The organism is Paraburkholderia sp. C35, from assembly GCF_003121405.1.
GTDB lineage: Bacteria > Pseudomonadota > Gammaproteobacteria > Burkholderiales > Burkholderiaceae > Paraburkholderia.
The window spans coordinates 34675-53266 of sequence record NZ_QBUY01000022.1 but is presented as its reverse complement, the minus strand read 5'-3'; the positions used below and the strand labels follow the sequence as shown (position 1 = coordinate 53266).

At 56.7% G+C, this 18592-nt stretch carries 18 protein-coding genes and 1 pseudogene; 11 read left to right on the top strand and 8 right to left on the bottom strand.

The window, feature by feature from the left end:
- Position 1: 1 nt before the first annotated feature.
- The 4 genes from DK391_RS16035 to DK391_RS16020 all read right to left on the bottom strand — a co-directional run bounded on the left by DK391_RS16035 (position 2) and on the right by DK391_RS16020 (position 5006).
- The gene (locus DK391_RS16035; RefSeq protein ID WP_109478953.1) at positions 2-958 is read right to left on the bottom strand and encodes an SDR family oxidoreductase; all 957 of its coding nucleotides are present in this window, start codon (positions 956-958) and stop codon (positions 2-4) included.
- Positions 955-1800: a glycosyltransferase family 2 protein gene (locus DK391_RS16030; RefSeq protein ID WP_109478952.1), complete on the bottom strand. Its 846-nt coding sequence runs from the start codon at positions 1798-1800 to the stop codon at positions 955-957. Before DK391_RS16030 ends, DK391_RS16035 begins: the two co-directional genes overlap by 4 nt.
- A 198-nt stretch (positions 1801-1998) precedes the next feature.
- Positions 1999-4020, bottom strand: a complete 2022-nt coding sequence (locus tag DK391_RS16025) for a hypothetical protein (protein ID WP_162600816.1) — start codon at positions 4018-4020, stop codon at positions 1999-2001.
- Complete coding sequence (locus DK391_RS16020) at positions 4011-5006, bottom strand: glycosyltransferase family 2 protein (protein WP_204117372.1); 996 nt, start codon at positions 5004-5006, stop codon at positions 4011-4013. The genes DK391_RS16025 and DK391_RS16020 overlap by 10 nt, the downstream gene beginning before the upstream one ends.
- A 542-nt stretch (positions 5007-5548) precedes the next feature.
- On the opposite strand from DK391_RS16020, the gene DK391_RS16015 reads away from it, so the two are divergent.
- The 11 genes and pseudogenes from DK391_RS16015 (at position 5549) to DK391_RS15965 (ending at position 15138) form a co-directional block, all read left to right on the top strand.
- Complete coding sequence (locus DK391_RS16015) at positions 5549-6394, top strand: sulfotransferase family 2 domain-containing protein (RefSeq protein ID WP_109478950.1); 846 nt, start codon at positions 5549-5551, stop codon at positions 6392-6394.
- 268 nt (positions 6395-6662) lie between these two features.
- Positions 6663-7601, top strand: coding sequence for a methyltransferase domain-containing protein (locus tag DK391_RS44290; RefSeq protein WP_162600815.1), 939 nt, complete (start codon positions 6663-6665; stop codon positions 7599-7601).
- Positions 7602-7755: 154 nt separating this feature from the next.
- On the top strand, positions 7756-7878 hold the full coding sequence (locus DK391_RS45605) for a hypothetical protein (protein WP_275426825.1): 123 nt from the start codon (positions 7756-7758) through the stop codon (positions 7876-7878).
- 287 nt (positions 7879-8165) lie between these two features.
- The gene (locus DK391_RS16000; RefSeq protein ID WP_109478947.1) at positions 8166-9512 is read left to right on the top strand and encodes a 2OG-Fe(II) oxygenase; all 1347 of its coding nucleotides are present in this window, start codon (positions 8166-8168) and stop codon (positions 9510-9512) included.
- Between the two features lie 154 nt (positions 9513-9666).
- The gene (locus tag DK391_RS15995; protein ID WP_109478946.1) at positions 9667-11400 is read left to right on the top strand and encodes a hypothetical protein; all 1734 of its coding nucleotides are present in this window, start codon (positions 9667-9669) and stop codon (positions 11398-11400) included.
- A gap of 227 nt (positions 11401-11627) precedes the next feature.
- Positions 11628-12056, top strand: coding sequence for a transposase (locus DK391_RS15990; protein ID WP_109478945.1), 429 nt, complete (start codon positions 11628-11630; stop codon positions 12054-12056).
- Positions 12001-12216, top strand: a pseudogene (locus DK391_RS15985) (transposase); the annotation flags it as partial. The gene DK391_RS15990 and the pseudogene DK391_RS15985, both read left to right, overlap by 56 nt.
- A 54-nt stretch (positions 12217-12270) precedes the next feature.
- A complete protein-coding gene (locus DK391_RS15980; protein WP_343225424.1) occupies positions 12271-12729 on the top strand; it encodes a transposase in 459 nt (152 codons plus the stop codon).
- Positions 12726-13073: an IS66 family insertion sequence element accessory protein TnpB gene (gene tnpB / locus DK391_RS15975; protein WP_109478944.1), complete on the top strand. Its 348-nt coding sequence runs from the start codon at positions 12726-12728 to the stop codon at positions 13071-13073. Before DK391_RS15980 ends, tnpB begins: the two co-directional genes overlap by 4 nt.
- Positions 13074-13102: 29 nt before the next feature.
- Positions 13103-14695: an IS66 family transposase gene (locus DK391_RS15970; protein WP_109478943.1), complete on the top strand. Its 1593-nt coding sequence runs from the start codon at positions 13103-13105 to the stop codon at positions 14693-14695.
- Positions 14692-15138, top strand: a complete 447-nt coding sequence (locus tag DK391_RS15965) for a transposase (RefSeq protein ID WP_275426826.1) — start codon at positions 14692-14694, stop codon at positions 15136-15138. The genes DK391_RS15970 and DK391_RS15965 overlap by 4 nt, the downstream gene beginning before the upstream one ends.
- 379 nt (positions 15139-15517) lie before the next feature.
- On the opposite strand, the gene DK391_RS15960 is transcribed toward DK391_RS15965, so the two are convergent.
- The 4 genes from DK391_RS15960 to DK391_RS15945 are packed head-to-tail and all read right to left on the bottom strand — an operon-like array spanning position 15518 to position 18583.
- Positions 15518-16447: a glycosyltransferase family 2 protein gene (locus tag DK391_RS15960; protein ID WP_109478942.1), complete on the bottom strand. Its 930-nt coding sequence runs from the start codon at positions 16445-16447 to the stop codon at positions 15518-15520.
- Positions 16444-16845 (bottom strand): GtrA family protein, encoded by a 402-nt coding sequence (locus DK391_RS15955; RefSeq protein ID WP_109478984.1) that lies wholly within the window; start codon positions 16843-16845, stop codon positions 16444-16446. The genes DK391_RS15960 and DK391_RS15955 overlap by 4 nt, the downstream gene beginning before the upstream one ends.
- Positions 16846-16856: 11 nt before the next feature.
- On the bottom strand, positions 16857-17774 hold the full coding sequence (locus DK391_RS15950) for a transketolase C-terminal domain-containing protein (protein WP_109478941.1): 918 nt from the start codon (positions 17772-17774) through the stop codon (positions 16857-16859).
- Positions 17774-18583 (bottom strand): transketolase, encoded by an 810-nt coding sequence (locus DK391_RS15945; RefSeq protein WP_109478983.1) that lies wholly within the window; start codon positions 18581-18583, stop codon positions 17774-17776. The genes DK391_RS15950 and DK391_RS15945 overlap by 1 nt, the downstream gene beginning before the upstream one ends.
- Between the last annotated feature and the right edge of the window lie 9 nt (positions 18584-18592).

The window sequence follows — 18592 nt, the reverse complement described above, 5'->3', positions numbered from 1 at the left end:
CTCAATGAGTCGAACGGTACCAGTCGGCGGTTGCCGACAGGCCTTCGTCCGTTGAATACGGCGGTTGCCAGCCGAGGATGTCGTGAATTCGCGACGTATCGACCTGCAGACCGCCGATCAGACGGTCGACCTGCGCCGATTTGCCCGTCAGCCGGCCTGCCGTGCGCAGCCATGTGGCGGGAACGGGTAGCAGCCGCGCCGGCTTGCCGAGGTGGTGAGCCAGCGAGCGCACCAGTTCCGCGACAGTCGGCGCGTGGCCGTCGGCGACGTGGAAGCATTGCCCGGCCGCGCGCGGGTCCACTGCGCAATGCACGAGCGCATCGGCGAGATTGCCGACGTACACCATGCTGCGACGCGCGTTCGCCCCGCCCAGCGGCAGCGGCACACCGCGCCAGATGGCATCCATCAGACGCAGGAAGTTAGCGCGCACTTGCGGACCGTACACCAGCGGCGGCCTGACGATGACCGTTTCCAGGCCGGTTTCGCCACCCAGACGCGCGAGCGCTTCTTCGGCAGCGTGCTTCGAGCGGCCGTAGGCGTCTTCAGGACGCGGCGGACCGTCTTCACGCAGCGACTGCCCGCGATCGCCCTCCGCCACCGCCTTGATGCTGCTCACGAAAACGAAGCGGCACACGCCATGTTGCCGCGCCGCTGCTGCGAGGCGCAGCGTGCCGTCGACATTGGTCGCGCGGAATGCGGCGTCGGGGTCAGCGGCTGTGTCGTGCATCACGTGCACGCGCGCGGCCAGATGCACGACGCAGTCGGCATTCAGCCCGGCCGGCCAGTTGTGGGCGATGCCGCTGTAGTCGGTGCTGGCATCGACCCACTCCGTCACACCGTCGATACAGCCGCCGCCGCGACGCACCAGCCCCGTCACGCGGTGGCCCGCGTCGAGCAGCGCGCGGCACAGCACGCGTCCGACAAAGCCGTTCGCCCCGCTCACGACCACATGACTCATAGCCACTTCCAGCCGAAACGGTTAAAAAACTTGAACGCGGACGCGGCGAACATGCGGATGTGCGCGGAGCCTTTGCGGGCCGCGCCGCCGCCATGGTGCAGCACGCGCACGGCGGGCAGATAGGCGATGCGCGTGACTTCGTGCGTGCGCAGGCTCAGATCGTAATCTTCGAAGTAGAGAAAATAACGGGGATCAAAGCCGGCGAGCTTTTTCAGCACGCTCGTTCTGAACAGCATGAAGCAGCCGCTGACGATAGGCGGATCCCAGACGATGTCGCGTTCATTGATCACGTCCTGCATTTCGTAGCGTGCGAGGCGGCGTGTGAAAAAGCGTCGCACGCTCGCGGGCATGAAGCCACGCACGAACAGGTCGAGGAGCGTCGGGTAGCGGCGGCAGAGATACTGGATGTGCCCCGTTTCGTCGCCGATGCGCGGCGTGAGCAGGCCGACGTCAGGATGGCTTTCGAAGAACTCGACGGCGCGGATCAGCGCCTGCCCGTCCACGTCGATATCCGGGTTCAGGACGAGGTGGTAGCGGCTGGCGGCGCGCTCGATGGCCAGATTGTGGCCGCGACCGTAGCCGACGTTGCCCTGGCCCGCGATGATCGAGCTGGTGGCGCCGTGGGCGCGCAAGGCGTCCAGCGAGGCTGTCATGTCAGGCAGGCCACCGTTGTCGACGAGGCAGATGTCGAGCTCGAAGGCCGGGCGAGCGGCTTTGAGGGCGTCGTAGGCGGCGGCGAGGCTGTTCAGCGTCTGCGCGAGCTGCTGCACGTCCGGCCGGTAGACGACCACAGATACCGACAGGCTCTCGATTTCATAACCCGGCTCACGCGTAATATTCATGTGGGATGAAGCGACGTGTCTTATTGTCGACACTTGATTGTGCAACAGGGTCACATCGAAGGCGAAAGTTTGCTCAAAATGCTCGCATTCAGCAACCCGGTTTGCGATTTGTTACGTGGCGCAATATAGCCATTGTGCCCTTTATAACGGCAGGCGGGCCCTAAAGCTGAAGCCCGCTTTGCCGCGCTGCACCACGTTTTATCCCCCTGTCAGTTGCATCGAACGAAGCATGAACGTACGCAACCGGTTGTCGGAGTCGATTTGTACGATGAAGGGGACGGTCTGATCCACACTCATCGAAACCTCCAGCGGGCGAGCCTCCGGCCATGCAGCGCAAATCAACGGCACGTGAATGTCTTGCGTGGTATCCGGGATAAGGACTGTTTTCGAGTCCAGACAGCCACCGCCTGTTATGTGCAGCACTGGCGGGTTGGTGGCCCCGCCTTGGCGCAGATCGTGAGGAACATCGATTTTGATGTCCAAAGCGGTCTGCCCTTCGCGGCTCAACATGACGGCTGACTCCGGCCCCGCCCACGCATACTTGTCCTCTTCCCGTGAATAGAAGCCGCGCCGATGCGGGTAGTCGACCTCAGACAGATTGAATCCACTCGCTAGATCGGCAACGTTGACGTCGTCTTTTCCAAAGGGCGGATAAGGCTGCACAGAGCCAAGCCGGTATATCGCGCCACCCGTGTACGTCGCAATCTTGTCGTGTTGTGCGCGATCAAGCACCTTTTCGATGGAGGCCGGTGCGATGCCGGACGTGTACATATCCGCGACAAAATACTTGTCATCAACACCGTTGAGCCGAGCGTTGCGCCAATGCTCGAAGTTCGAAAGCTTGCGCCCGGAGAACAATGCGACGGCGGGCGCTTGCCACCAACCCGTTCCAAATATGGTGGCGTCCGAGGGCAACGCTTTGACCGCCTCAGCGAGTTTATATGTGTCGAGTTGATAGCCGGCCACCTGTGGCGGACGCGTGATCGACTCGCCACTGCGAATCAGCGCAAGCTGTCCAATTACGACGGGGATCAATGCAACCATGGCAAGCGCGTAGGCCGGCTTTCGGTTCGATGAACTTCCGTCGCCACGGGTGACGGACATCGTCCAGACAGCTGCGAGAACGACTGCGACCAGACATTGAAGCAGCAGCAGCGCGTCAACGATACGGCGCAGCCCCGCCATCGCGGTCGGGCTGATGAAAATCCACCAGAAGAAATACAGCCCCACGACTCCCGACAACACATATAGCGCGAGACGCAGCGAAAAGCGCGCGTTACGGTTCGACGCAAGCACAAGTCCAGCCACAACGGGCGCAACGATGGTGAAGCCCAGCAAGGCGGCTGGAACGCCCGTCAGATCCGAAAGGATCGACAGATGATGTGCTCCCTTGCGCAGTAATCCATCACTTGCACCGCCCGGCTGCGCGCCGGATTGCGCGCGCACCTGGCCCAACTGGAAACGCCACCAGTCCAGATACCCGCGGACGCTACCGATCTCTGTGAAACGGAAGATTTCCCAACACAGCACGGGAACGACAAACCCGGCACCGAGTGCAAACAGTCGTCGCCACCGATCGGGTTGAGTAACGATCACGCAGAACAGCACGAGCATTGCTGGTCCGACGCACACCAGTGCAACAACCTTCGTCAGATACGCAATACCGAACAAAAATCCCGTCCAGAACACGCGTCTGGCGGACGGATTAGCGCCGCCTCGACTCGACGCAAGCACCAGAATGCCGCTCAGGAACCACGTCAGCGCCGGGATCTCCCCGTATCCGTTCATCGCGTTCTCGACGAAACCAGGCATCGAGACGCAGGCCATCGTCGCAAACAGCGCAAGCCATACCGGTACGCCAACGCGCAGCATCAGTGCCAGAGCCACGAACACAAAAGCGGCGATGTAGATCAGGTTGACGACTTGCCCTGTGAAGGGCGTGACACCGCCAATCCAGAACGCCAACGCAGTTGGCAAGATAAACGGGCCGTCCGTTTGCGCGGGGAAGGGAAAGAATCGATCGTAGAAGAAGCCGTAACCTTCACCGTTCAGATCTGACGCTGCCGTGCGCAGATTCATCGCGCCGTCGAAGCTTGGCGGCGCAATCGTCGCGTAGCGCCACAGACCAATAAAGGTCCAGCCGATCACGCCGGCAAAAGCAAGACTGCCCAGCGCCGAAAACCACGGAAAGCGGCTTGAAGACGGTCGGTTCATCGGCACTCGTCGGTTGACTGCGGGGACTGTCCTTCCACCGGACTGTCGCTGCGAACAGCATCATCCTCGTCAGCCGAAGGGCCCGGCGTCGCAAGATACGCAAACCGTCTCGCCTCCAGACGGCCTCGCGTCACGGTATCCAGCACGAGACCGCAGATCAGGAACAGGAACCCCAGTTGCATCAGCGCGGCGCATAGCAACGCTGTGGGCATGCGCGGCACCAGGCCTGTCTCGATGTAGGTCACAAAGATAGGCACGGCGAGAATGATGGCTAACAGCGCACAAGCGGCGAAACAGATCGAAAAGAACGCCAGAGGCCTCTCGAGTTTGAACAGCTTGAGAATGGTGCTCAGAATCCTGAAGCCGTCGCGGTACGTATTAAGTTTGCTGACCGAACCCTCCGGACGGCTGCCGTAGTACGTGTCGACTTCTGCGACGGGCATGCGCAACTCGAGCGCATGGACCGCGAGTTCCGTCTCGGTCTCGAAACCACGCGCTTCGGCCGGGAACGATTTGACATATCGGCGGGAAAAAACGCGGTAACCCGATAGCATGTCGCGAAAGGTCCGTCCGAAAATCGTTGCGGCGAAACCAGTCAGCATGACGTTGCCCAAACGGTGCCCGCGCCGGTAAGCGGCCTCTTCGTCTGATACGCGGCAGCCGACCACCATGTCCAGCCCTTCGTTCATCAGCTTGTCGATAAGTTGCGGCGCGACGCTGGCGTCGTAGGTATTGTCACCATCGACCATCACGTACACGTCCGCCTCGACATCGGCGAACATCCGGCGAATCACATTGCCTTTGCCTTGAAGGGTGACGGAGCGCACCTTGGCGCCAGCAGCCAGAGCAACCGTGGATGTACCGTCGGTCGAATTGTTATCAAACACGTAGATTGCCGCGCCGGGCAAATACCGTTTGAAATCTGAAATAACCTGCCCGATCGTGCTCGCTTCGTTGTAGCACGGCAAGATAACCGCAACCTTCCGATTCAATTTGATCCCTCGAGTGTTCCGGCGGAGCACTGTCAACCGCCGTGGTCATTTTTCTCGCCGCAGGCGAGATGTAATGTTCTGCGCAATAATTGCAAGGTCGAAATGATACCTGCCCGACAGCTCGCCACGGACAAATGAGTCATCAGCGCAACACCTTTGCAGGTTTCGATATCGCCTCCTCATCGGCCACTATGGACGTGTGATCCACGGCCGCTCACGTCGAGGACTTCAGTGACTGGCTAATTTCGCCCCGGATATTGCCTGTCATTTGGTAATTATCAATAGCGCAAAATACGCTGTAAGGATAATTGACGGCCGGACCTGTTTTGCGGCGTCCGGCGCGACGGGTGTGGGTATCTCCAGACGTTATAATTGCGGCCTTCCGGCGGCGCCTGGCGAGACTCACGGAATTTCAATCCTCCTTGCGGTCTGCAGTCCCAGGCCGCCACGTCAGGTTTTCGGCAGCTGCATGTGGGACGTCTTGATACCGGCCCATTGGCTCCATTGCACCGCAATCACCCTTTCAAAGTCGTTCAAAAATCATGCGAACTGTTGTCGTCCACTATCACCTTTTCAAGAATGCAGGCACGACTATGGACGGCATTCTCGCGAAAAACTTTCCTGATGAAGCGCATGGCCATATTGAGGGCAATTACCCGTGGTCAACCGTGTCATCACAACAAGTGCTCGACTACGCTCGGGCGAACTCGCAATTGCGCGCGATTTCCAGCCATCAGGCGCGACTGCCCCTCCCGCAGGATCCGACGATCAGGTTCGTTCCCATTCTGTTTATCCGGCATCCGATCGATCGATTTGCGTCCGTGTATGAATTCGAGCGGCGGCAGCCAGCTGATAGCCTGAGTCCGAGCGTCTCGATTGCGCGAAACGGCGGCCTGGCTGCCTTCGCCGACTGGGTGGTGAGCCGCGAGGCAACTGCTGTGTGCCGCAATTTTCACGTGATTCACCTGGCGGGCGCGCAAGACGACATGCGTACTGCTCGGGCTACACACGCAGACTACGAACTGGCATTGTCGCGACTCGACGATTTGCCATTCTTCGGGATTGTCGATCGATTCGAGTCGTCGCTAGAGCAATTTGAACGGGTCGCGGAGCCGCTTCTCGGAAAGCTTGATTTCAATTACGTGTCCGACAACGTTACTCCCGGACGTCACGCGACGCTCGACGAGAGACTTGCGGCCGTCGAAGCTGAATTGGGCGTGTCGCTCTACCGCGAACTACTGGAGTGCAACGCGTTGGACATGCTTTTGTATCGCGAAGCACTGGCCCGATTTGAGAAGGTTGAAAAATCGGCAATAAATACATCCCTCCAAGTGACAAACGGAAGAACTTTCAGTTCTCGACTGATCAATGCCATTAAAAGGAAGTGAAATTGCCAGGTGCGCCGCGTTTGTAGCGCCGTGCTAACTCGAAACGCAATTGTTCAAAAGGGGTTTTTGTCCGCATATTTATTGTCACAACTTCCTTGTAATATGAGGCAACTATTTGCAAGGAGGCGCCGTGACGCAGTGTGCCGTTTGCTCGTTTCCGGATTCACAGCCGTATCGCGTTATCGATCAGGTCCAATTCCATGAGTGCCGGTCGTGTGGGTCGCTGTTTGCCGATCCCGCGTTCCTTGCAGATGTTGAAAGTGGAAAGGTGTCCAACTATCAACACGCCTATTGGGCGTCGGAAATGAAAGCTGCGCGAGAGCGCTCTTACGGCGCGTCGCTGCAGCGGATCGCGGAAACTTTTCTGTATTGCCGCATTCCAGTCAAACGATTTGTCGATATTGGCTCGGGCCCCGGCTATCTTCTCGACGCCATTTCGGACGCGTTGCCACAAGCGGCCGATACATTTTATGGCGTCGAGATGTTTCCTCCCGAGCAGGAGCTTCGCTCTCGCCATCCGAACTACAAGGTCTGCTCGATCGGGGATTTGAGCGAAAAGTTCGATGCCGGTGTGTGTATCGAGGTGATTGAACATCTGACACCTGCCATGCTGAGCGGACTCGCTGCACAACTCGCCAAGGCATCTACACCAGGCGCTCTTTATCTCATCAATTCAGGGCAACCGGAGTACGTCAAGACAGAAGATCCCGACTATATGGATCCACATGGCCGAGGCCACGTCGTTTCGTATTCACTGGCTGGCGCGGCTGCAATATTTAAGCCGCATGGTTTTTCGGTTGTTCCTCTACCCGGACGGCATTGGGCGTTCCTTATCGAATATTCGAACACCGCGGCGAAATATGAATCGCCCATAGAAGCAATCGAGAAACGACTATGGGCGCCCCTCGCGGAGAATGCGGAGACGCTACGGAACGGCAGACTCGGATCATTACTGCACGATGCCGGGCGCGACGCGGCCCGTGCATATCTGGAATATGCGACCGTCGTTCAACGGACCGAATGGGCACAGTCTTTACAGGTGCAAGTCGAACGACTCGAAGCTGAAGTTCGTCGGCTTCAGGCCAGCGCCGGGCGTGCGGACAGGATGGATGCCAGCGAACATTTCACTGGCGATAACCTCGGGCCTTCCAACGCCCACAATCTGTTTTCACGAGCGCGACGCTGGCTGGCGACTCATACTATTTGAGTGCTTTCAGCGCTCGATGCTAGCTACAGCGTCGGTTGAGGCGCTGTTATAACAGCGCAGTCAAATGGCAGCGCTGTTTTCGTTATTGAACTCACCCACATGCATTAAGTACTTCGACGAGCGCTTCCGGCGGCGACCGATCGGAGAGCGTCTCATGGCGCTGGCCAACAAAAACGAGTTCACCTCCCAAGGACAACGTGGGAGGGTTGATAATCGCGCGCTTCCCCGCGACAGCAAGCGGGTCGGCGGACAGGCAAAAGAGGTCATTGGCCGCTGATCAAGACAAATCCGCTCGTCGTGGCCATCCAGCGGGGGGCTACGGTTTGTCGGTCACACATCAACGCTCGGACATTCTCACGACTCTTTAACGGTGCTCGACGCTCACTGACGAGATTCACCCTAACGACGTGCGCTACCAGACCAAGGCACAAACCCCCCTTGAAGTGATAACGCCGATCTTCAAATCTCGGCACTGATACACCCTCGCGTGTCGAACCTATCCTTCCAGAGCCACGCTTGTTGTAATATTTCGTCGAAACAAAACTCGACTTGAGAGCCCCCTTCATGATTAGTAACGAAGTCCTTTTAGATTCTGCGAAATTTGCGCCTCAGTTTCAATCTGCCCAGCCGTTCAAATACCTATGCATTGAGAATTTTTTCGATATTGGCGCCGCGGAGCGCCTCCTAGCCGAGTTTCCTTCCTTCGACCCGACCAAGGCTTTGAACGAATTCGGTGAAGTTGGGAAAAAAGCGGTGCACACCGCTCTGAAAGACATTAGCCCATTTTATTCAACGGTCTATGACTACCTGTTGTCACGCGAATTTCTCGACCAGATGTCCGCGCTAACGGGTGTCCCCGATCTATTGCCCGATCCACGCATGTATGGCGGCGGCACGCATGAGAATGCGCACGGGCAGGAGATGGATCCGCACGTTGACTTTAACTATGACCAGGACCATGGCTTTCACCGTCGCCTCAATCTGATCCTGTACCTCAACAAGGACTGGGACGAATCATGGGGAGGTGCCATCGAACTGCACTCTAACCCGCGAAAGCCAGAGACGAACGAGATATCCTCTTTCAACTGCATTTTCAATCGTGCGGTGATATTCGAGACCAATGAATATAGTTGGCACGGGTTCAAGCGCGTCGCGCTCCCCCATTCGGAGCGCCACCGCTCGCGCAAATCCCTGTCGATCTATCTTTATACCCGCTCGCGTCCGCAGGAGGAAATCGCACCGTCACACGGGACCTTTTACGTTCCCCGTCCACTTCCCTTTGAAGTTTCGAATCACAAGCCACTCGCGAATGATGAGATCGTCGAACTCAACGCTGCGATAAAACACCGCGACAATTGGATCGAACATTATCAGAAATTGGAACTCCAACTGGGCGCACAGCTTGCATCTCATGCAAACCATATCAAGCAGCTGTTGAGCGAGACTAAGCCTATCGTCAGTGGGCCAGCGCGCCCGCACGGGAGCAGTGCAGGGATCTACCCAGACGGTTGGGCTTCACCCAATGCACAGTTTTCCATCATGCAAAAAGCGCGGCTTTCCAGCATTAGTATCCACGGCTGGATCCCTGACCATTTTGCGGTGCCTATGTGTATTAATGTTACTGTCGATGGAACAACCCGAGCCGTGACGGTAGATCGATCAGGTGAATTCTCTGTAAAAATCGAAGAGATCGATGATGTGGTCATGCATAGCGTGTCGATTATTGCCGACCGCTCGTACAATTCAGCCAAGCAAACTGGTGAGGGAGACTCCCGCGATTTGTCGTATGTGCTGATAGACGTTGAATGCACGATATCGGGTTCTTCGCAGCGAACGCCTGCAAACAAGAATCACCTGTTTCGGAGATTAGGCACACCATTAGCTAAGTTACGTAGGGCCTTAGATTATTAAGATCACTATGTCTGAAGACAGGCAATAACTGACTCGCAAGTTATTTGTAAATCCGTGAATAACCTTTCTGATCGGCATACTTCTCCTCAGTCTGTGCGTGGCCGTGCAACTCACGATAGTCCGAATGCGGCCTCCCAGCCATTAAAGCAAAACAATGATAGAAACTCGCCGTAAGCTCACCGCGCCAGATATTCTTATTGTCGGCGCGGCAGGGTCGATCTTTCTCGCAGGCTTTGTAGCCTACATGTTTGAGTTACACCCGATGGCAGTCTTTATGGACACGCTACGGTTTCTCGGCTACTACGATGATTCGATGTCCGGGCGTCATTCGCTCTGGACCACTTGGAATCAAGGTCAACACCGTGGCATCCTCCCACAGGCGGTCGTCTACCTCAACGCGCGTTTCTTTCACTTGAGCATCTTCGGCTGCACGATGCTCAGCGGTGCGTTTATTGGTCTGACAGGCTTTGCTATTTGCCTTGAGATGGCGCGTAGCGGACTTTCAAAGCTAGCACTTGCGTTCCTGTCGATGCTGACATATGCCTCGCTCTTCAGTCTTTCCAACTGGGAGCTATACAGCGTCGATGTCGGCGTCGCGCTGTTCGCGAAGAACCTAGCATTTGTTCTTTACTGGATCTTGCTTGATCGGGCAATACGCGGGGAATCAAAACGAGCGCTGGCACTATGTCTGATTACTGCACCACTGATCGTGCTGCTCGTCGCCTTCGGATGGTCGTATGCGTTCGTCGGAGCGTCAATTTTTGCTGCGGTTGTAGCTGGCCTGAGGACGGCACGAATCGGATCAGTCCGTCTCGTTAGCGCTACGCTCGTCGGATCGATGGTGCTTTACGTGGTACTCGGCGCAATATTCCCCACGGCCCGCCTTGCTCCCGAAACGCCCGCTACTGCCGCAAACCTCTGGCATCTGATCGAAGGGACAGTGCTCGCGGTAGCGTCTATCTTCATAAGCCGTGAATCGATTGATATCTACAGTATCCCGTTTGATCTGCTCACGTTGGCTGGTATCGCGATGCTGATTGCGGCCGCCTACGCCGTTATTGGAAATATCATGACGCGGCGACAGGAGTCGATCGTCACAAACAGCCTCATCGTTTATGCACTCCTAGACGCAGCCGCGGTAGCAATCGCACGTGGAATGATAGACCCGTATCAGGCGATGGCGCCGCGCTATTTCGAGGATCTGTCTCTTCTGATGGTCGGCACTGTGTGGTCCATCTATCAACTGTCGATCATTGGGCGCCTGCCGGCTCGCAGATTGGCCGCCGCGTTGTCCATTGTCTTGTCTGCACTATTTCTCGTCGGACAGGCCGCAACCGCTTCAGATGAGTGGACAAAAGCACCCTACCGTCACGAGTCGTTTTCAAAGATGGCCGCAATTACGATGTCGGGGCCTACAACATCATCTGATGCCAGACTGTTACAACAGCCTCTCGACTCCGCCGTCCGGGCGAGTGCTATTCAGAAAAAATATGGTCTTGGCCCATTCCGCCGAATTGCGTGCGAAATTGGCCCTGCTATCAGTGGCGATGGCTGGTACGCAAACAACGATGGCGGTAGTAGCTGGATGGCTCGTTCGGCATCGGTCACAATCCGCAATTGCGGTAGCACAGTGCATGTGCAGGCATTTGCCCCAGATTCTTTCCCTGCTCGAACGGCAATGCTGTCTATCGACGGCAAACCTGTGAAATCTTTCAACATAACGCCTGGGCACGTTGAAGATCTCGTGGTGCCTGTGAATACCGCAGATCGTTATGTGACGTTGAACATTGAGGTCGACGGCGTGACAGTTCCGTCCCAAGTCTTACCGAACTCTCACGACAGTCGTGAACTCGGCTTGTTGGTATCGAGCGTGCGGTCGGTGCAATAACTGCCATGGAGAGCATGCTTTAAGCTCTTTCTGCGAAACCTGATAGGGCAACCTCTCGACGAGAAAGACGCTTATCAGCGTCGGACACCATGCGCCAGTTGGATCAGATTATCTCTCGCTGTCCATGTGTAATAACGAACCGGCGAACGTAAGCGCTCGGCAAACCCATCTTGAGTCTGGCTGTAGCGCTTGGGAGTATCGTGTCCACTTAACGAATAAGCGGACACGTGAACACTATCGAATCGGAATCACTCCCGGAGCGTCGTCGTCAACGGTACAGCGAGGAGTTCAAGGCCAGGGTCGTAGCGACCTGTCAGGGAGTCGGCGTATCGGTTGCGGCGGTCGCGCTGGAACACAGGCTTAATGCAAATTTGCTTCGACGCTGGATCGATCAGGCAGAAGGTCGACTTCCCAGAAGACCGTTGGGCCGCCCGCCGGCCACACCACCGTCGCTGCCAGCCTTTGTGCCAGTGGCATTGACAACCCCAAGTCCACAATCGTCTGAGATCCGCATCGATGAGGCGTGGCTGGCGGTCGATCCGCTGGACATGCGCGCCGGCTTCGATACGGCACTGGCGCGTGTCGTCAAGGTATTTGGTGCTGCGTTGCAACGATTACAGCGGGTACAAGGCAGGATTCCAGCAAGGCATCACTGAAATTGGCTGTGCGGCGCACGCGAGGCGCAAGTTCTTCGATCTGCACGCCAATCACAGCAGCCAGATCGCCGGGCAGGCTCTGCCTTACTTCGCCAGGCTTTACGAAATCGAACGCGACGCGGCCATGCTGGATGCCGAAGCACGCCGAAGGCGACGTCAGAGTCTTGCCAAACGTAAGCGTTGCCCCAGCACCGTCTAGACCAATGTTGCCAAAGTGGACACAGTAGGCCCCACCAAACGAGTGGTGGAGACTACTTTGTCACCTGAGGTAACAACAGCAGCGAGACGGACGCGTAAAGGTACCCCCAACCACCCCATCGAGTTTCGGCGTGAACTCGCTAAGCTGGCATGTGAACCGGGTGTCTCGGTCGCACGACTGGCTTTGGAACACGGGCTCAATACGAATCTTTTGTTCAAATGGCGCCGAGCCTATCAAGCCGGGCAGTATGAGCCGCCGACACTGCTGCCCGTAGAAGTGGTGCACGAGGAGCGCACAATTGAGAACGCGGCTGTATTGCCGGCTCAGTCGCAGAGCAAGGCCCATCCAGTCGTCGCGGGTGTGATTGAGGTAAGCGTAGGCATCGCACGCGTGCGTATCGAGGGCACGCCCGACGCGGCCACGCTGCGTGTTGTGTTACGTACGTTGCGTGCCGCTGCGGAGGCTGAAACGTGATTGGTCTTCCTGTCGGCACGCGTGTCTGGCTGGCTGCCGGCGTGACCGACATGCGGGCCGGATTCAACAGCCTCGCCGCCAAGGTGCAAACCGTGCTTGAACGGGATCCGTTCTGCGGGCACGTCTTCGTGTTTCGCGGCAAACGCGGCGACCTGCTCAAGGTGCTGTGGTGGAGCGGCGATGGCATGTGCCTGCTGATGAAGCGACTCGAGAAGGGGCGCTTCGTCTGGCCTCAAGCCGACGGTGGTGTTATCTGCCTGAGCCCGGCGCAACTATCGATGCTGCTGGAAGGCATCGACTGGCGGCATCCGACGAGAACGGCGCGCCCGACTTCAGCGTTGTAAACGTCGCTGCTCGCGCGTAAACTGCCTGCATGACGCGCGCGAATCCACTTCCCGACGATGTCGAAACGCTGAAGGCCATGCTGCTCAGCCAGGAGGCGGCACTTCGCGAGCGCGACGCGCAAGTGCTCAAACTGCAGGAAATGGTCGACTCGCAACAAGCCGCGCTGGCTTCGCGCGCAGCGGAAGTCGAACACCTGAAGCTGCTCATTGCCAAGCTGCGCCGTATGCAGTTCGGCCGCAAGTCGGAGAAGCTGGACCGTCAGATCGAGCAACTCGAACTGCGTCTCGAAGAGCTCGAGACTGACGAAGGCGCGGCACCGGTCGAAATCCCGAAGACGCCGCGCACGGCTGTGGAACAGGCACCGCGTAAGCCACTGCCCGAGCATCTGCCGCGCGAGATCCAGACGCACTTGCCCGAATCCGTCGGGAAGTGCACGCAGTGTGGTGGCCTGATGAAGTCGCTGGGCGAAGACGTCGCCGAACAACTTGAGTACGTACCGGCAAGCTTCCGTGTCATCCGTCATGTGCGCCCGAAGTTTGCCTGCGTGTGTTGCGATCATATCTCTCAGGCTCCTGCACCGAGCCGTCCCATCGAGCGTGGTCTCGCCGGCCCAGGGCTGCTGGCACACGTGCTGGTCTCAAAGTTTGCAGACCACTTGCCGCTTTACCGGCAGTCGGTCATCTACGCGCGGGGAGGCGTCGAGCTTGACCGCTCGCTACTTGCGAAGTGGGTCGGTCATGCGGCGACGCTGCTGCAGCCACTCGTTGAAACACTACGTCGTCACGTGATGTCGGCGACGAAACTGCACGCGGACGACACGCCGGTTCCCGTGCTTGCGCCAGGCAATGGCAAGACGAAGACCGGTCGCTTGTGGGTGTACGTGCGTGATGATCGTGCATCGGCCGACATGACGCCGCCGGCAGTCTGGTTTGCCTACACGCCGGATCGAAAGGGCATCCATCCGCAACAGCATCTCGAAGCATTCAACGGTACGCTGCAAGCCGACGCGTACGGTGGATACCAGGCTATCTACGAAACCGGGCGAGTTAAAGAGGCAGCTTGCTGGGCGCATGCCCGACGACAGTTCTATGAGTTGCACGTAGCGCGCCCCAATGCGTTGAACACCGAAGCGCTCGAGCGTATCGGCGCGCTATACAGGATTGAGGAAGCGATTCGGGGCAAACCGCCCGACGAGCGCCGGGCGCATCGCCAGGAACATGCACGACCGCTACTCGATCGCTTTCATGCGTGGCTCACCACGACGCTGGAAACACTCTCGCGCAAATCGGATACGAGTCAGGCGATCCTCTATGCGATGAATCGGTGGGAAGCGCTCACACGCTATTGCGATGATGGCCAGCTCGAGATTGACAATCTGCCCGTCGAGCGCGCGCTACGCGGGGTGGCCATCGGTCGACGCAATTACCTGTTTGCCGGTGCAGATTCCGGGGGGGAGCGCGCCGCTGCCATCTACAGCCTCGTTGGCACCGCAAAACTCAACGGCATCGATCCTGAGGCCTATCTGCGCTACGTGCTCACGCGTATCGCCGACCACGCGATTAACCGCATCGACGAACTCACACCGTGGGCCGTCGCCGATAACCTCCGCAGCCCAGCCTGACAATCACGCTCTCCAGTCAAGACGTTGCTGTTGCCACGCTTACTGCCAAACCGGTGTGCGACGCCTTTTACGAATGGATGGTGGTACAACGAAAGCTGGTTTCGGAGGGCTCGGCGATTGCGAAAGCGCTGGATTACAGTCTCAAACGCTGGGAGGCGCTCACGCGCTATCTCGACGATGGGCTCGTGCCCATTGATAACAACTGGGTCGAAAACCAGATCCGTCCATGGGCCCTCGGCAGGGCCAACTGGTTGTTCACGGGCTCACTACGAGCAGGCCAGCGCGCTGCCGCAGTCATGAGCCTGATACGGTCGGCACAACTTAACGGGCACGAACCGCACGCCTACCTGAAGGACGTCCTCACGCGGCTGCCGACCCATAAGGCCAGCGACATCTCAGCATTGCTGCCGCATCGCTGGCAGCCAACGTTGATCGCCGCCTAGCCCAATTCGTCAAGATGGGTTTGCTGCGCGCTTACGAATTTCTCTACCGAGATTTCGCTTGGCCTTAGCAGCGCAACTCACAGTCTGAGAGTCGCGCCCCTATATTACGCAATCAAGTCCGTCTCTAAGTGGAAAAAGCCGGGCCGGGCATCGACAGACCGTCAATGCGAGGCAAGACCAACGTATCAATCGAAGGCCGACGCATATGTTCCCGCACCGAAAAGTCGCGATTCACGTGTGATTGGCGACTTTCGATTGCGGATACAGAGCTAAGAAGATCACATGCATTGGCTAAAGCGATCATTTGTGCCTTTGAGCACGACAGCGCCATGCAGATTCACGTACGTTGAACCAAAAATCTGAGTCTGGGCCGCATCGCTCAAAAATTAATTCTCTCCGCCTCAATAACATGCGGTAAGTTACGGACCTGTGTCTGGATTGCGCCAATGTACTCACCCAAAAGACCCAAAAAAATCATCTGCAGCGCACCAAAAAAGAACATCCCAATCAAGATTGGCGCGGTTCCGAGTACAAAGGCATTCCAAAACAACAGCTTAGCTACAAAATAACCTAGCGCAATGACTAAACTCACTCCTGCAAAAACAAAGCCGGATAGTGTCATCAAACGAAGAGGCACCTTAGAGTGCTTGGTTATCCCAAGCATAGCCATATCGTAGAGCGAGTAGAAATTTTGACTACTGACACCCCGAACTCGCCTTGGGTGTTTGAACGGTACTGTCGCAATCGGGAAGCCAACTTCACAGACGAGACCCCGGAAGTACGGATACGGGTCTTGAATAGACCGCAAGACGTTGACGACCGCACGAGCAAACAGGCCTGAACCCGTCGCATTTTGAACTAACGGGACCTCCGAGATTCGAGTAACAATCTTGTAATAAAGTTTTCGTATCCGGAACATCACGGCAGATTCTTCGCTGACCGGCTTAATAGCCATAACAGTCTTGTAGCCCGCTTCCCACTTCTTCACGAACTCTTCGATCATTTCAGGTGGATCCTGCAGATCGGATGCGATCAGCACTACCGCGTCACCCTGTGCTTGTAATAAGGCGTGGAACGAGGATCGGATGTAGCCGAAATTGCGCGCGTTCACGATGACCCTCAGGTTCGGGTCCGTCGCTGCTATACCACGCAAGATCTTTACCGTGTCGTCAGTAGAGCAATTATCGATGCAAAGATGCTCGTAGTCGTACGGCAGTGACTTCATAACCTCGGCCACTCGGTTGCAAAGCTCAACAACATTACTTTGCTCGTTGAATAGCGGCGTTACCACGCTAATACGTTTTCTCATGTTTTGAACACAAATTGGCTATTTAACCAGTAAGCCAGAAGGGCAAGTGGCAGTACCATTATCAAACCACCGTAATAGGCATTGAATCCTACGTGCATCAACAGACCCACGCTAAGCACATTGACTCCATAGACAACGGCGTAGACCAACAGGAATCGTACGAGCCGTGAGTTGTCGCGCGATTTGAAAACGAGTGCTCCAGTACTCTTGAAGTTGAAAAGCGTACCTAACACTGTTGCCACTGCGATGGCCAGACTGTAGTGCAGACCAGCCCATACCATCGCAGTAAACACGCTATACCCGAACAAAGTATTCAATCCGCCGACAAGCAAATAGTTGGCGAACCGCACCCGTCCTCGTAATAACGCACTAACCAAAGCAGATAAGCGATCCAGCATGTCGCGCCCGATCACTCCTGCGACTCAAGCGCACCAAGCGTCAATCGAGCCTGCGAACGGAGATACTCTTGGCTCCCGGAAACGCCAATAAAACGATTGTCAATCCCGATACGCCGCACCTTAGGCATATGCGCAATTCCGCCCATACTGTAGAGGTCACTCAATGCCTCGACAACAGAGCTGCCGAACCCGCCGTTCAATTGGTGCTCTTCGACCGTGATCACCGTGTCGAACTTCTCCGCCAGCGCCGCCAGTGCATCACGCGAATACCGACCGATGAACGGCACACTATAGACAGCGTAATCCCGATCGCTATCTCGCACCTCTTTCAATATGTTTCCGAGAAGCGCACCAGTGACCAGCACTGCGGTGTCTCGTCCAGGACGCACTTGGATAAACTCGCCTGGCGTGAGTACAAGGGGCGTATCTGTGACGTGCACCGTTGGCTCTCCGGCCTTGTTGATCCGCACGTATCCGGGGCCTCGATGTCGAACCATGAACTCTGCGGCAGCTCGAGCTTCGACAGGATCGGCAGGAGCACAAACCGTCATGTTCGGGATGGCCCGCAACATCGCTATGTCTTCGGTTGTGTGGTGTGATACACCCTGCGGCCCGTACGCGTATCCTGCTCCAACGGCGATAACTTTTACGCTCGCCTCGTGATAGCACACGTCGTATCGGATCTGCTCCATGCATCGAAGCGTCGGGAAGTTACCGATGGAATAGGTGAAGACGTTATAACCTTCTCGCGCTAATCCTGCAGCGACCTGCGTCATGTTCTGTTCGGCGACCCCAACGTTTAGAAAACGATCGGGAAATGCTTGGGCGAACGGTTCTAGAACTGAATAACCCAGATCTCCACACAGTAAAAACACGTCCTCGTGCGTGGCAGCAAGGGAGCTCAAGGTATTGATGAATGTATTTCGCATTACTTCGCTCCCAGCTCAATACGAGCATTCTCGTAGTCGGTCTGGCTCGGTGAGCGATAGTGCCACGCAAGACTTTCTTCCATGAAGCTCACACCCTTGCCTTTGATCGTGTGAGCAATCACGCATTTGGGCTTTCCTGCACGTTCCGTTTTTGCATTTAGCAAGGTGGTCGACAAGTCTTCGATACTGTGGCCGTCCACTTCTTCCACAGCCCAGTTGAATGCGCGAAATTTGTCGGCTAGCGGCTCAAGATTCATCACGTCCGCCACCGATCCGAAACTTTGGATCTTGTTGTAGTCGACAACTACGACCACGTTGTCGAGTTTCTGGTGGGCAGCAAACAAGATCGCTTCCCAGTTTGAACCTTCGTCTAGTTCGCCGTCGCTCACGATAGTGAATACGGTATAGGGCAATCGCCTACGTAATCCTGCCAGTGCAGTCCCACAAGCAACGCCTAATGCATGACCGAGGCTACCGGTGGACAGCTCAATGCCAGGCACTCGGTGATTGACGTGTGACGTGAAATAGCTGCCATCAGCAGTGAACCCTTGCGTCAAATCTTCCGCATCAAAGAAACCGCGCAACTCCAAAGATGCGTACAACGCAGTACACGCGTGTCCTTTGCTGTAAAACAATCTGTCGCGCGTGGGAGATTGCGTTGTTGCGGGATCGACCTCAAGAACTTCGTTGTAAAGCACCGCGAGGATATCGGCTACGGAAAACGCGCCTCCAATATGAGAGGTTCGTTTAAGATGGCACAACTCGAGCGCTCGCAAGCGCACGGCGTTCGCAAAAGAAGCAGTATCCATGACAAAGAA

What these genes read in the sequence shown, in the direction of transcription:
- DK391_RS16035 (WP_109478953.1), bottom strand. Translation starts at nt 958, where the DNA reads ATGAGTCATGTGGTCGTGAGCGGGGCGAACGGCTTTGTCGGACGCGTG.
- DK391_RS16030 (WP_109478952.1), bottom strand. Translation starts at nt 1,800, where the DNA reads ATGAATATTACGCGTGAGCCGGGTTATGAAATCGAGAGCCTGTCGGTA.
- DK391_RS16015 (WP_109478950.1), top strand. Translation starts at nt 5,549, where the DNA reads ATGCGAACTGTTGTCGTCCACTATCACCTTTTCAAGAATGCAGGCACG.
- DK391_RS45605 (WP_275426825.1), top strand. Translation starts at nt 7,756, where the DNA reads ATGGCGCTGGCCAACAAAAACGAGTTCACCTCCCAAGGACAACGTGGG.
- DK391_RS16000 (WP_109478947.1), top strand. Translation starts at nt 8,166, where the DNA reads ATGATTAGTAACGAAGTCCTTTTAGATTCTGCGAAATTTGCGCCTCAG.
- DK391_RS15995 (WP_109478946.1), top strand. Translation starts at nt 9,667, where the DNA reads ATGATAGAAACTCGCCGTAAGCTCACCGCGCCAGATATTCTTATTGTC.
- DK391_RS15970 (WP_109478943.1), top strand. Translation starts at nt 13,103, where the DNA reads ATGACGCGCGCGAATCCACTTCCCGACGATGTCGAAACGCTGAAGGCC.
- DK391_RS15960 (WP_109478942.1), bottom strand. Translation starts at nt 16,447, where the DNA reads ATGAGAAAACGTATTAGCGTGGTAACGCCGCTATTCAACGAGCAAAGT.
- DK391_RS15955 (WP_109478984.1), bottom strand. Translation starts at nt 16,845, where the DNA reads ATGCTGGATCGCTTATCTGCTTTGGTTAGTGCGTTATTACGAGGACGG.
- DK391_RS15950 (WP_109478941.1), bottom strand. Translation starts at nt 17,774, where the DNA reads ATGCGAAATACATTCATCAATACCTTGAGCTCCCTTGCTGCCACGCAC.
- DK391_RS15945 (WP_109478983.1), bottom strand. Translation starts at nt 18,583, where the DNA reads ATGGATACTGCTTCTTTTGCGAACGCCGTGCGCTTGCGAGCGCTCGAG.